Raw genomic sequence first — 13,578 nt, 5'->3', positions numbered from 1 at the left:
CGGAAGTCTTGGGGCCCATCCTTCAACCGGGGGGCAATGTTGACGAGGCTGGCGGCCGGGCCGTGGCATGAGGGTGGCCGTGATCCAACTCACGTACCCCGCCCCGTACACCGGGGGCACCCGCCTCACCACATAGGACACCGTCTTGATGGACAGCACTTCCCTGTACGGAGGTCAGCGGTGAGGCCGCAGGGTCGCTCTCGAAGGGCCGTTCCAGAAGGGCGCGGGCGGCCTTCGCATAGCGGATCGCGGTCTTGTCGTCCACACCGAAGACTTCGGTGAGGTGGAGCTCGTCGGGGGCGTGGGCGAGCGCCTCTTCGAGTTGCCGGTCGGCGCGCAGCTGCGCAAGGGTGACCGGGCTTCCCCGAAGGACCGCGGCGAGCCAGGACTCGCCGACCGGTGTGGTGTCCATGGCAGTCTGCTGGTTGATGAGTAGGTGGGGGTTGGCGGTGTCCGGCCACCTGCGTCGGCGGTGCTCAAGCCAGGCGAGGATCACCTGGCGTGTGAGCTCGTCGAGCGGGTGGGCCCGTCTGACGAGCGTCAGGCGCCTGCCGTTCAGGTCGACGTGGTCGAGTCGCACCGCGGGGATGTCCGACGGCCGCACTGCGTGGACGGCGGCCAGGGCGAGGGCGACGCGAGCGGCCGGGGTGGCCGCCGACTGCACGGCATTTCGGACCTCATGGGGCACCAGCGGCTGCAGGGGGCGGACCAGGGGCTGCGCGCCCACCCGGATCCTGGCGGTGGGATTGTGAAAGACCGTGCCGTTCTTCTTGCAGTAGGCGAACAGGGAGCGCAGGGCGCTGAGGGTGTGGTTGCGTTTCGGTCCGGACAGCTGGTCGTGGGCGGCCAGGATGTCCTGCCGGGTTACCTCGCGCAGGTGGTCGTAGCGCTGGGACCACTGCTGGAGGAGGGCGTGGAGGACCAGGAGGTAGCCCATGGCGGCGGTGTCCGGGTCGCGGAGGCGGCTGTGGGGCCCGCCGTCGTGGAGGGCGCGGCACCAGGCCGCGACGTCGGCGCGGATGCCGTCGCTCAGGCCGACGGTTCTGTCGGTGAGCCAGGTCTGGAAGGCGGGGGCCCGGTCGTCGTCCAGGAGGTTGAGGTCGTCGAGGATCTCGGCGGTCCGCTTGATGTTCATACCGCGGGGCCGTAGCCCGCGGTGGAGTTCGGAGTAGCGGGTCTGCTCGTCCTCCAGGGCGCCGGAGAGCACGATGACCAGCGCCTGGTCGACGTCCTTGGCGACCCAGCGGGACCAGCCGGCCGCCTCGGCCATGGCGCGGGCCCGCATTAGGACGGGGTTGGCCAGGTTCCTGTGCTCGGGGAGGAACCGCGTCAGGTCCCGGGGAGCCTGGACGGCCGGGCGTAGCTGGGTCCACCGCGGGACCGGCTGGGCGGGCTCGCAGGGCGGCTGGGGCCTGATGGGTCGGCGGCCCTGTTTTCCCACCGGCGGCCTGCCGCTGCGCGGCCGCAGGAGGGTGGCGAAGTACAGCTGCTGGTGAGTCACCTGCAGCAGATACGGCTGCAGCGGCTGGAAAGTGCCCGTCGCTTTGATCGCCCAGGTGGCCTGGGCTCGCCACAGCCGACAGTAGCCGTGCTTGTCGACCGGAACCTCGCGCCGGCAAGCGGGACACCGCCCGAGGGGGTTGCGCTGATGGTCACCGCAGCAGGCGCCGCACAACCCTCCGGAAAGCTGGCCCCCGGCAAAGCATCCGGCGCAGGAGCGTGCGGGCTGGTTTTCACGAATGCGTGGCATACCGGCGTGCTCCGTACTCAGGCTGGGGGCTTATGGCCCAGCTCAACCGCCACACCGACTCGTCCAGCAGCCCGTGACCAACTGAGACGCACCCGTGCCCGGGGCGGTGACGGCGGCACCGGAGAGGCGGCGGCACTGGGAGGTGCCGCCGCCTTGGGGGAGCCGGCTCAGCCGGCCCGGTTCTTCGTGCGCTTGGGCAGGAAGAACATCAGGGCCCACATCAGGGTGAGGAGGCTGCCGACCCACCACAGCACGGTGACGAACGCGTCGCGGTTGAGTCCGGCGTCGGGTGAACCGTCGGTGGTGGTGAAGAACACCAGGGCGGTCAGCGCGGTGCCGAGGGCGATGCCCAGGTGGATGGCGGTGTTGAACAGGCCGGAGGCTGCTCCGGCGTCCTCGTGGGGGACCTTGGCGAGGGACAGGTCGGCGAGCGGGCCGCTGACCATTCCGAGGCCGAAGCCGATCAGTACCACCGGAGCGGTCATCGCCAGCAGGGTCAGGTCCCCTTCGGCTGTGGCTGCCTGGAGTCCGTAGGCGGCCATCGAAGCGGCCGCGATGAGGGCTCCAGCCTGGGGAAGGCGCCGGGCGAAGCGCCCGCCGCTCTTCGCCGCGATCGTCGCGCCGGCCAGCTCTCCCAGGGAGAGCAATACGAAGGCCAGGGCCGCGTGGAAGGGGCTCATGCCCAGTCCGCGCTGGAGGTAGAGGGTCCAGGTCATGAAGAACAGCCCACACAACAGGCCATGCACCAGCTGCGCGGCCGTGCCGCCGGCAAACTGCCTGCCCCGGAAGAGGGACAAGGGCACGAGCGGGGCGCTGTTCTGCTTGCGCCGCTGGTGGCGCAGGAAGACGCCGAGGACGAGCAGTCCGGTGGCGAGCATGGCGAAGCACCACAGCGGCCAGTGATGAAGGTGCCCCTCGCTGAGCGGGAAGACGATCAGGACGACGGCCAGCGCGGACAGCAGCATGCCGGTCAGGTCAGGCCGATCGGCCTTCTTGACGGTCGACTCGGGGATGAATCGGCGTCCCAAAAGGAGAACGGCGAGGCCGACGGGCACGTTGACCAGGAAGATCGGCCGCCAGGACAGCCCGAACAGGTCGGCCTCGGTGAGCAGGCCGCCCATCACCGGACCCAGGACATTGGCGAGCGACATGATGGCCCCGTACAGACCGAACACCTTGCTGCGGTTCTGCCCGTCGAAGGTGACGTGGAGGGTGGCCAGGATTTGCGGGATCATGACGGCCACGCCCACGCCCTGGAGGGCGCGGGCGCCGATCAGCACGCCCGGCCCGGCAGCCAGGCCGCACAGCAGCGAGGCCGTGGTGAACACGACGGTGCCGATGAGAAGGATCTTTCGCCGGCCGTAGAGGTCGCCGAGGCGTCCGCCGGTTATCAGACCGACGGCGATGGGCAGGGAATAGCCGGTGGTCAGCCACTGCACCATGTCCGGTCCGGCGCCGGTCGACTCCTGGATCGCGGGCAGGGCGGTCAGGACGACCGACTGGTCGATCATGTCCATCAGCTCGGCGCCCAGCAGCACCAGGAGGGCAACCCAGGCAGCCAGGCCCATCTTCGACAGTCCGGGTGCGGGGTGGGCTGAGGGTGGGGTGGTGCGCTGCGGCTCGTTGTCGAGCGCGGGGGAAGGCACTGTGAGGGCTCCTGACCCAAGGAGTCGGGGAGCCCTGCCGTCAGCCGCACCGGGGCCGGAAAACACGAAACCCGGGGCAGACGGCAGAGCTGCACCCGGAAAATGACAGGGAAATGCGGGGGTGGGTGACGCAACTCAGGCCAGCGCGACGTCCGCCCCCGGACACGTTCAAACGATCAGAACGTGGGGAACTGCGGACGGCTACTTGGCCTGGGAGATAAGTCGTCACCTCGAAACACAGCGCCAGGCCCCGGAGTGGGCACAGGCGGAACTCAAACAGGGTAAACGCCGCTCCGGCGTCCATGCAACGCGATAACTCACCCATGGCCCGCCGCGGCCTGCCGGGCCCGCAAGGTAACTCTTCGGCCCACAAGATCCTCCGCAAAGTGAAGCTTCAATCCGCAGACTGCGACGTCATGAACAGCCCCGACCCGGGCGTTCACTGGAGGTATGGCGAGTTACGACGCTAGCTCCGTAAAACGGCCTCGTCGGACATAACGCAGGTGGAGTCCCTGCGGGAGGCGATGATCTCCGTCGCGCGAGGGGCGCGGCCGTGCAGCGTCCGCCACGTCTACTACCTGGGCATCGGGCACCTGTGGGCCAAGGACACCGGGCAGTCGCGCCGGAATTACTCGGTCGTCGTCCGGGAGCTCGGCTACCTGCGGGAGACCGGGAGGATCCCGTGGGACTGGATCACCGACGGCACCCGCATGATCCGGCAGGAACTCCAGTACGACTCCCTGGAGGACGCCATGGAGCGCGCGGCGGAGGGCTACCGGCGCAACCTGTGGGCCTCGCAGAGCCGCCGTGTCGAGGTACGGGTGGAGAGTGACAGCGTCGGCGGCGTGCTTTTGCCGGTGACCTCCGCCTGGGGCGTGGGTCTGTACTCGTGCCGCGGCCAGTCCTCCAAGACCTTCGTTTATGAAGCAGTACAGGAGTACGCGAGACAGGGCAAACCCGTCACTGTGATCTTCGCAGGGGACTGGGACCCTACCGGCAGATGCGTGCCCCGGTCGGTGGTCGAGCGCATGCACCGCTACGGCAACGGCAAGCTCGACCTGGAGTTCCAGCAGATCGCCGTCACCGCCCACGACGTCCGCTCGGGCCAGTTCACCACCCACGACGTCAACACCCGCGACGTCAACTACAAGCGCTACCACGAGGAGTGCCTGGAAGAAGATCGTTCGCCGCACCACAGGCGAGCTGGCTGCCGAAGGCGACGAGGACGAGTAGGTCCCGTGCACCACACATGTCGCATCGGCTACAGTGCTCCAGACCGCTCCTGAGCTGCGGAAACTCCATCCGCACACTCGGGTCGCCCCGGAGAAACCTCGGCGACTGCGATGCGTCGGGGGAGGACATCGAGCGCGACTTCGTCGCCCGCACCGGCTGCTGGACCACGGCCGAACGCGTCGCCCTCACCTACGAGCAGGTCCTCGCCTACGGCCTGCCCCCGGCGGAGGGCAACCGCGGCGACCCGCGCTGGCCGGCCTTCGCCCGCCGCCACGGCCTCGCCCCCGCCCACCCGGTGCAGTGGGAGGTCGAAGCCCTGGACCCGGACGAACTGCAGCGCCTGGTCCTCGCCGCCGTCGCACCCCACATCGATCGCACGGTCCTGGCCCGCCGGATCGCGCACGAAGCCGAACAGCGGCGCGCCCTGCGGCGCTTCGCCCGCAGCTGGCCGGACGGCTCCCGCGCCTCCGGCACGCGGACGGAGGGCGCTGCGGCCGACGAGCCCACGGTGACCTCTCCGGTGGTGCAGGATCCCGCTGCGGTGGAGCGGTTCTGGGCGGCGGAGTTGATGCGGGAGGCCGAGCCCTTGCCGATGCCGGAGTTCGATGAGGACGACGATGCGAGCGGTCCGGAGGCGTAGGCGGGCCGGGCTGGTGTCGTCACCGGTATCTGGCCGCCGCCGGCCCGGGCCCGCCGTGCCAGTCCTGGCCGCCGTCCCAGCGCTGCGCGAAGTCCGCGACCCGGTGCGCGAGGACATCACGGCGTTCGGTGACGCTCAGCCAGCCGGCGAGGCGGACCACCTCCGCCGGCTCCTGCGGCGCGGAACGGCTGAGTGAGGCGGGCACCGCACCGAGGACCAGGTGGGCGCCGTCGCCGCCCTCAGCCGCGTTGGATTGCCCCAGCTGCGAAGATTCGTGATGTCCGGAGCCGGCCTGCTCCGCTGGCGCCGCAAACGCAAGCAGTGGATGCGGATCGCCGAACGGCGCCACCGCGGGCTACCTGCACCAGGTCTTCGAGACTTCTACCGCATGTGGTCCACCACCTTCCGCACTTCCGCCCTCGCCGAGGTTGGCGAAGGCCGGTCCCCGACACTTCGCTGCCTGTCCTGTTGACGGACGCGCGTCCACCTTCGGTACTGCGGACCGCCGCCTGAACGGCCCCGCCCCGCCACCTCTGCGGCCTCGTCAGAAGCGGACCGGCCAGACCAGTTCGCAAGGCCGGGATCAAAGTCCCGGCTAGCACGGCAAAATTGGGGCCTCATCGACAGCCGGCCCGGCTATCCGGCTCACCAGCTCTGGGACCAAAGCCCCGATTCTCGAGGTACTCACCTGTTCAGCCTTTGCGCGCTCCTCCGCATATGCCATGGTCGAAATCTCCCGCCCCGGCATCAGCCCCCTGGTACCGGGGGCTTGCGAATCTGCCTACAAAGAGTCGTCATGAACCACCGCCAGCGCATGTCCAGCACCATCGTCGCCACCATCAGTGCAGCCGCATTCACGCTCAGGGCGGCCCCGCCGCCTTCGCCGGCGTCACCCCCTCCCCGGCCGAGCGGACTGCGGCCGTGATCGAGAAGGCCATCGGCACCACCGACGTCGCCCCGGCCTCGGCCTCAGGCACCACGATTCCCCAGTGTTCCACCGGGGGCGCCAAGGCCGGCGCCGCGACTGGTGACGCCATATCCACCGTTGCTGACGGCTCATCACCGCCAGCCGTCGGGCGGCACCCGATTTGGGGAGGCCACCCTTTGCCCGTCACCGGAGGGCGGACGTGAGCGATTCCCAGGCGCTGAGAGATTCCTTCGCCATCGTCGGCGAGGCGGGAGACGAGGTGCCGCGGTACTTCTACTCCTACCTGTTCCTCATCGCGCCGGAGGTCCGACCGATGTTTCCGGTGGCCATGGGGGCCCAGCGCGACCGGTTCGTCACCGCACTCGGGCGGATCGTCGCGGAGGTGGACGACCCGGACCAGCTCATTCCCTTCCTGGAGCAGCTGGGCCGAGACCACCGCAAGTTCCAGGTGGTCGCCCAGCACTACGAGGCGGTGGGACAGGCCCTGCTGGCCACGCTGGCCTACTTCCTGGGCAACGGCTGGACCCCGGAACTCCAGCGTGGCTGGACCGAGGCGTACGCCCTGGTGGCCCGCACCATGACCCAGGCCGCCGAAGCGGACGGTGCGGTGAATCCGGCCTGGTGGAACGCCCAGGTGGTGCGGCACGAGCAACACGGGCCCGACCTTGCGGTAGTGACGCTACGTCCGGACAAGCCGATGGCATACCAGGCCGGGCAGTCCGTGATGGTGGAAGCCCCGATGCTGCCCAGCACCTGGCGGCCCTACACCCCGGCCAACGCGCAGCGCGCCGACGGGACCATCGAGTTCCATGTGCGTGCCGTCGACGGCGGCCTGCTCAGCCCCGCCCTGGTGTACGGGCTGCGCAAGGGTGACGTGCTGCGCCTGGGCGCTCCTGTCGGAAACCGGCTCACACTGCGGGCGTCCCAAGGCCGGGACCTGGTGCTGATCGCCGGCGGCACCGGCCTGGCCCCACTGCGGGCGCTGGTCGAGGAGATCGCGCAGCACGGACCGTACCGCCGTGTGGACCTGTTCGTCGCGGCACGCGACAAACACGGTCTGTACGACCTGGCCGCGCTCAGGCAACTGGCCCAAGTTCATCCGTGGCTTCGTGTCACTCCGTTGGTCGGTGCCAATGCCGGCACCTTCGACAACCGAAGCCTCGCCGGCCCGGTCCTGCGCTCCGGCGCGGGGGGCGGACGCTCCTTCTACATCTGCGGTTCACCGGCCATGGTCTCCGCCACCGTGCGTGATCTGGCGGGCGCAGCAATCCCCGACGACCTGCTGCACTTCGAAGACACTCGGTGATCGGAGACAAGTGAACGAGACAGGAGCCGACCAGCCGCAGGTGTCCCGGGAGCGCTGGGTGACGCCCGAGACTCTGCGATCGATGACCTTCCCCCGCGCGCCCCTGGTCCGTCGTGGCTACAGCGAAGAGGCGGTACACGACGCGCTTCGGCGCTGCGCCCAGGCACTGACCGCGCTCACGAAGGAGAACGACCGGCTGCGGGCGGACATGCAGCGTCACCGGGACTGGATCCGGGCGAACAACATCGGTGACGGCAGCAGCCTCACCGGGGTGCCGCCCGTGGACGCCGTGCTGCAGCAAGCTCGCGCTCAGCAGTCGGCCGAGCAGACCATCACAGCGGCTCGGGAACAGGCCCGCAACATGGTGCGGGCCGCCAGGGCACAGGCCGAGGCGATCCTTCGGCAGAGGTGGGTACAGGCCGCCCAGCCGTCCGAAAGCGACCAGGAGGAGATCGAGCGCCTCTTCTCATAGCTGCGCCAGATAGCGCGATCGCTGACCGGCACCACGGACCAGTACGCGGCTATGCCAGCGACTGTGGATGGCGTTTGTAAGTGGCTGCGGAAGGCGTCGGCTGACCGGTTTTGGCGATGTCGCCTTGTTTTGACGGTGGCCGGAGCCTTGCGGTGCGAGGCTGAGTGTGCCTCTGCCTGTGGGGGTCTGATGGGTGTCGTCTCGCAGCCGCAGGTCGACCTGTACGCCGCGATCCGCCGGGGCTACCGGCTGGGCATGTCGATGCGGGCGCTGGAACGCAAGCACAACGTGACGTGGAGGACGGTGCGGCGGGCGCTGGATGCACAGTGGCCGGGACCGCGTAAGAAGCAGCGGCGTCGGGAGCCACGGCTGGATCCGTACAAGCCGCTGATCGACGGGATGCCGCGGGCGGACCTGGACGCGCCGGCCAAGCAGCGGCACACCGCGCAGCGGACCTTCGACCGGCTGGTCGAAGGGCACGGGGCCGACGACATCTCCTACTCCACGGTCCGCACCCATGTAAAGGCGCGGCGCCCGGAGACCCGCAGGTGGCGGGGGCCGGGCCGGCGGCGCTGTTCATCCCGCAGACGCATCTTCCGGGGGCGGAGGCGGAGGCCGACTTCGGGGACGTTGCACATCGTGCTCAGCCGGGTTCCGACCTGTTCTCGCTGCGGCTGCCGTACTCGGGCAAGGCGGTGCACCCGGTGTTCGCCTCCTGCGGCCATCCTTCTGCGAAGGTCATGTGCACACCTTCCGTGCGCTGGGCGGGGCGCCGCACCGCATCCGCTACGCCAACCTGCGGATGGCGGTGGAGCGGGTGCTGGGGTTTCCCGGCTGCGGATGGAGACCGACCGGTGGACCGCGTTTCGCTCGCACCGGAACGCGGATGCCTTCTACTGCCGGCCCGGCATCGAGGACGCCCACGAGAAGGGCGGGAGCGGAGGGGCAGATCGGCTACCTCCGCCGCAACCACTTCGTGCCCTTCCCGCAGGTTAAGGCGCCGACGGAGCTGAACGAACTGGTCGACCAGTGGGACATCGCGGACGAGGGGCGGCGGCTGCGCTCGCGCACCCGCACCATCGGGGAAGCCTTCGCCCAGGAACAGCCGCAGATGAGGGCGCTACCGACGCAGGTGTTCGAGACGGGACGTTGGCTCAGCCCGCGGGTGGACCGGTTCTCCCGGATCAGTGTCCGCAGCAACAAGTACTCGGTACCGGTGCGGTTCATCGGACGACAGCTGCGGGTGCTGCTGCACGCCAACGTCCTGGTCGTCTACGACGGCCGCAGCGTGGTGGCCCGGCACGAGTGCCTGGGCGGGCGGTTCGGCTCCCGCCTGGTCCTGGACCACTACCTGGAGGCGCTGCTGCGCAGGCCCGGGGCGTTTCCGGGCTCGACCGCGCTGGAACAGGCCCCCGCGCCGCAGGCCTGTTCACTCCGTTGCACGACCGGTGGTGGGATGCCGCGCGAGCCGCGCACGGGGATGGATGCTGCGGCCGCCCTCGATCCGCGCCCAGTTCCCCGGCCTGGCCGACGCGACCGCCCGCAGGCAGATGTCCTACCGGACTTTCTTCGCCGAGTTGCTGATGGCCGAGTGCGACGACCGGGGGCGGCGGCGCTCCGAGCGCCGTATCAAGGCCGCCGCCTTCCCCGCGACAAGAGCCTGCGGGCCTTCGGCTTCGACGCCGACCCCGCCACCGTCGACACGCTCGCGACCTGCGAGTGGGTCGAGAAGGGCGAGCCGCTGTACCTGATCGGCGACTCCGGCACCGGCAAGTCCCGCTTGCTGATCGCCCTGGCCTTCCTCGGCCTCGCCGCCGCCCTCTGCTGCTACAAACGGCTCCTCAACCTCACCATGTAGGACACCGTCTAAGGTGTTGAGGGCCGAGCGGGTACGGTCGGAATCGCCGACCGCCTCGGTCAGGCCGAGGAGGCCTTCTTGCCCCTGGTCGCTCCGCCACGGCCACGCAGGGGCACGCCGGATTCGCTGAGCATCCGGTGCACGAACCCGTAGGAGCGGCCGGTCTCTTCGGCCAGCTCTCGGATGCTCGCTCCGGAGTCGTACTTCTTCTTCAGGTCTGCCGCGAGCTTCTCGCGCGCGGTGCCAGTTATCCGGCTGCCCTTCTTCAGGGTCTCGGCCACCTATGCCTCCTCGTGGGAAGTGCGCTCTAAAATCTCCAGGTCACCCTACGCGGCGTTCCTGGCCACTCATCCGGCAAGGGCCCTAGGACACCATTTGCCGTCAAGGCACCGCATTGCCCCTTGAAAACAGAGCCTCCGTTCGAGTTCCCCGCGCTCCGGTCCGCGCATATTGAGCGAACAAGCAGGTCAGAAGGGGCCGGTGCGCTGGCCCGCCTGCCCGGGCCGTATCCGGGCGGGGCTTTGATGAACGCAGTGCCCTGCAAAGCCGGGGCAGTGATCTCGGCAGGTCGCTGCCCCGGCGGTGCCATGCCGTCCGGATACTCAGTCGCGGAAGGCGTCCTTAATCTTTTCCTTGGCTTCCCGGAGATTGCCCTTGACCTTGTCGCCCGCCCCTTCGGCCGCCGTCTGATCGTTCCCCGTTGCGCGGCCGGTCTCCTTCTTGACCGTGCCTGCGAGCTGCTCGACCTCGGCCTTGGCCTTCTCAGTTGCGCTCATGACGTCCTCCTTGCGCAGGTTGTCGGATATGAATACCTCTGCCCCCATGACGGGCAGAGAAACGGGCGGCATCATCATTTTCCGCTGATGCGAGTGTGAGTGAGAGCACAGGGCGTAGGCTGTTCCGCAGGGCGGTAGCACAATGCCCCTGGCGCTTGTATTGCTTCTCGCGCTGTTGCCCTTCTGGCAGCGGATCCGCTGGGGCTGGGATGCAGTTATGCAGCGGGACGGATTCTCACCTGCATTTAAGCCGCCGCAGGCCCGGCCCGCCTGGGCCCGTTGCGTCTTCCCCGAAAACGCGGCGGGCCGATTCTGCCTCGTGGTTCGAGACGTCCTGCACTGCAGGTGATCCGGTCTGGTTACCCGCGGGATCAGCCAGCCGCGGCCTTCGAGTGGGTTTGCGGTCGGTGAGTTCGAAGGCGCTCTTATCCCTGTGGCTCGGACTTCCAGTCCGGGTGCCCGGGCATGGGCGGAGTCTTGGCGCCGTACAGCCAGCTCTTGATATACGGTGCGAGGTCGCGGCCGGAGACCTTGTTGGCGACGTCGATGTAATCCTGGGTCGATGCCCCCTTGTTGCGGTACCGGTCGAAAAAGCTCTGCTCGATGCGCCGGAACGTCGCGTCACCGACCTGGTTGCGCAGCCCGTAGAGCATCAGCGCGCCCGGCACGTTAGTTTCGGTCAGCACGTCGCTGGGGCGCTTGAGGTTGCCGGCCGGTCCGTTTTCTGGGCGCGTCTTCGCATCGTGCTCGTACAGGGTCCGCATGCTTTCCTCGAGCTTCGAAAAGCCCCGGTCCGCCTCATAGCGGTTCTGGTAGTAGTGCGCGTGGCCCTCACTGATCCACATGTCGTCCCAGCTCCGCACGGACACCGCGTCACCGAAATACTGATGGACCAGTTCGTGAGCCATGATCGGCTCCACCTGCTTGGCCGGCCGGTTCAGTCCCAGCGAGCTGAAGGTGGACAGTGTGGCGGTCTCCAAGGCCGTACCGTTGTAGGGACTCTTGACCCCCAGCATCCCGTAGGCCTCGAAGGGGAAGGGGCGTCCGATCTCCTTCTCCAGCCACGCCACCTGGGCGGGCGTCTTGCTCACCACCGGCTTGAGCTGCGTGTACTGGTCGGCCGGTACATAGCTGCGGATCGGCAGATCGTGCGGCCCGCGTTGCTCGACCTGCCGGTACTTTCCGACGGCCACCTGCACGACGTGCGTCGGGATCGGATCGCGCGTGCGGAAGGTGTAGGTGGTGCGGTCTCCGGCCGTACGGCGCGATATCAGGGACCCGTTGGCCACCGCCTGCAGGTTCTTGGGCGTGGAGATGCGGAAGGTGAACCGGGCCTTGTCGCTGGGGTGGTCGTTGCTCGGGAAGAACAGATGCGCACGATCGGGCTGGCCCATCAAGGCGAAGCCGTCCTCGGTGGGAACCCAGTGCTTAAACGGGTACTTCACGCCCGCCGGCCAGGAGGGACCGGGGAGGTTCTTGCTGCGGTCGGCGCGGTAGTCGGTGCGCACAGTGAACGTCTGGCCCTTGCGCACGGGGTTCTTCGGCGTGATGGTGAGCTTTTCGCCCGACGTACGAAAGTCGGCCCGAGTTCCCTGCACGGACACGGACTTGATGTCCTGCCCGGCCGCGTCCAGGCTGAACCGGCTCAGGTCCTGCTGCGCGGTCGCCCGCATCGTCACGGTCGCGTCCATCTTCGGGGTGCCGGGCCGGTAGTCGAACTGTACGTCGTACGAGCCGGCGTTGTACCCGCCGTTGCCGAGTTCCGGAAACAGCCGGTCGCCGGCGTTTTCCGCCCCCGCCCGGCCACCGGGCTCACCGGCCAGGGCCGAGGGAATCGCGACGGCGGCCACAGCCGCTCCCGCGACGGCCGCCGCGGAAACAGTGAGAAGTACCTTTTTGCGAGGTCTGCGAAGCATGTGCACGTCCTTGGTTCCGGTCTCTTGCCGCGTCCCCCTGCACCGCAGCCCCGTCCTCTGCAGGAGCGAAGCATCATGACGGTGATGTAATCGACATTACGGGCCCAGGCCATCCGTATGATCCACCCGCAGAGTGATCCGATGTCATACGCCAGAGGTATGTGCCGCCTCCTGCCTCCAATCGAAGGCGGATAAGAAGGTGACCACTTGGGGTCGCAGGTTCCTGCTTGAAGTCCCGGCTTGGCTCCGGGCTGTGTCGCTGGTGCGGGAGGCGCCGAGGCGCGGGATCGTCGTACGGGCGCCGACCGGTCGTACGGGTAGAGGGTGGCCCGCTGCGCGGGGACAAGCCGAACCGCCTTCCCATCCCTCTTCCGCAGGATCACGAAGAGCCCCTGGTCGTAGCCGGCCAAGCCTCAGCCGAGCCCCCGCGCCTGAAGTCCGGCGAGGTGACGGTGGCCGAACTGTTGGACACACCGGACTCGGCGCTGGGGGAGCTGCGCGTCCGCACAGTCCTGCTGGCCATCCCTGGTATAGGGCCCAGACGGGCGCGAGATCATGGACCGCCTCGGCATATCCGACTACCACCGCCTTCACAGCCTGACCCCCCGACAGACACAGTGCCTGTGCGCCCTTTTCCCACCCCCGTAACCACAGCCCCGTGCATTTCCTGCATGCCCGGGAAGACGAGCCAGTGTGGCATCGCCGCCCTCGGGCATTGGCCCGCGTCGCCGGTGGGCCAGTGGTACGGCGACGGGGGCACCGTGCCGGGCGGGATGGCGGGCGCGCGTCTTCCCGGAACCAGACGTGCCGGGGACGGTGGGGGTATGGCGAAGGATCTGAGGGAGCTGTACTGCGCGACCTGCCGGTCGCGCGGGCAGTACGTCGCGTTGGACACGAGCAGCGGCGGTGGTTGCGGGAGGTGACAGGGCGGGCAGTCTGCCAAGGCCGCAGCAGATCGACCACCGCGCGGGCGGCCGCGGGGTCTACGTCAGCGACCCGGACGGCCACGCCATCGAATTCCTCACCCGCACCCTCACCGTGTCGGACCTCGGT

General features: G+C 68.8%; 10 protein-coding genes and 2 pseudogenes. 6 read left to right on the top strand and 6 right to left on the bottom strand.

Features of this window, described 5'->3' with window-relative positions; translation table 11 throughout:
* Positions 1–22: 22 nt before the first annotated feature.
* Both ACH4OW_RS33570 and ACH4OW_RS33565 read right to left on the bottom strand, forming a co-directional pair.
* On the bottom strand, positions 23–1,501 hold the full coding sequence (locus tag ACH4OW_RS33570; RefSeq protein ID WP_398031711.1) for a hypothetical protein: 1,479 nt from the start codon (positions 1,499–1,501) through the stop codon (positions 23–25).
* Positions 1,502–1,917: 416 nt separating this feature from the next.
* Complete coding sequence (locus ACH4OW_RS33565; protein WP_398031710.1) at positions 1,918–3,396, bottom strand: MFS transporter; 1,479 nt, start codon at positions 3,394–3,396, stop codon at positions 1,918–1,920.
* A 503-nt stretch (positions 3,397–3,899) separates the two neighbouring features.
* On the opposite strand from ACH4OW_RS33565, the gene ACH4OW_RS33560 reads away from it, so the two are divergent.
* Positions 3,900–4,682: a hypothetical protein gene (locus tag ACH4OW_RS33560; RefSeq protein WP_398031708.1), complete on the top strand. Its 783-nt coding sequence runs from the start codon at positions 3,900–3,902 to the stop codon at positions 4,680–4,682.
* Positions 4,646–5,269 carry a hypothetical protein gene (locus tag ACH4OW_RS33555; protein WP_398031706.1) on the top strand — a complete coding sequence of 208 codons (624 nt, stop codon included), beginning with the start codon at positions 4,646–4,648 and terminating at the stop codon, positions 5,267–5,269. Before ACH4OW_RS33560 ends, ACH4OW_RS33555 begins: the two co-directional genes overlap by 37 nt.
* A gap of 19 nt (positions 5,270–5,288) precedes the next feature.
* Here ACH4OW_RS33555 and ACH4OW_RS33550 read toward each other — a convergent pair whose 3' ends face one another.
* A complete protein-coding gene (locus ACH4OW_RS33550; protein ID WP_398031705.1) occupies positions 5,289–5,474 on the bottom strand; it encodes a hypothetical protein in 186 nt (61 codons plus the stop codon).
* Positions 5,475–6,396: 922 nt separating this feature from the next.
* Between ACH4OW_RS33550 and ACH4OW_RS33545 the strand changes: the two genes are divergently transcribed.
* From ACH4OW_RS33545 to ACH4OW_RS33530, 4 genes and pseudogenes are all read left to right on the top strand, one after another.
* Complete coding sequence (locus ACH4OW_RS33545; RefSeq protein WP_398031703.1) at positions 6,397–7,503, top strand: globin domain-containing protein; 1,107 nt, start codon at positions 6,397–6,399, stop codon at positions 7,501–7,503.
* Positions 7,504–7,513: 10 nt separating this feature from the next.
* The gene (locus tag ACH4OW_RS33540; RefSeq protein ID WP_398031702.1) at positions 7,514–7,975 is read left to right on the top strand and encodes a DivIVA domain-containing protein; all 462 of its coding nucleotides are present in this window, start codon (positions 7,514–7,516) and stop codon (positions 7,973–7,975) included.
* 802 nt (positions 7,976–8,777) lie between these two features.
* A pseudogene (locus tag ACH4OW_RS33535) lies at positions 8,778–9,236 on the top strand (Mu transposase domain-containing protein); the annotation flags it as partial.
* A 223-nt stretch (positions 9,237–9,459) separates the two neighbouring features.
* Positions 9,460–9,809: pseudogene (locus ACH4OW_RS33530) on the top strand (ATP-binding protein); the annotation flags it as partial.
* Between the two features lie 83 nt (positions 9,810–9,892).
* Here ACH4OW_RS33530 and ACH4OW_RS33525 read toward each other — a convergent pair.
* From ACH4OW_RS33525 to ACH4OW_RS33515, 3 genes are all read right to left on the bottom strand, one after another.
* Entirely contained in the window at positions 9,893–10,114 is a 222-nt protein-coding gene (locus tag ACH4OW_RS33525; RefSeq protein ID WP_398031700.1) for a helix-turn-helix domain-containing protein, read from the bottom strand.
* Positions 10,115–10,435: 321 nt separating this feature from the next.
* On the bottom strand, positions 10,436–10,609 hold the full coding sequence (locus ACH4OW_RS33520; RefSeq protein WP_360136195.1) for a CsbD family protein: 174 nt from the start codon (positions 10,607–10,609) through the stop codon (positions 10,436–10,438).
* A gap of 425 nt (positions 10,610–11,034) precedes the next feature.
* Entirely contained in the window at positions 11,035–12,459 is a 1,425-nt protein-coding gene (locus ACH4OW_RS33515) for a M1 family metallopeptidase (RefSeq protein WP_360136197.1), read from the bottom strand.
* Positions 12,460–13,578: the final 1,119 nt, after the last annotated feature.

This window comes from Streptomyces sp. NPDC017056 (assembly GCF_044332485.1).
Lineage (GTDB): Bacteria > Actinomycetota > Actinomycetes > Streptomycetales > Streptomycetaceae > Streptomyces.
The sequence above is the reverse complement of the archived record's forward strand: the minus strand, read 5'-3'. Positions and strand labels throughout refer to the sequence as shown.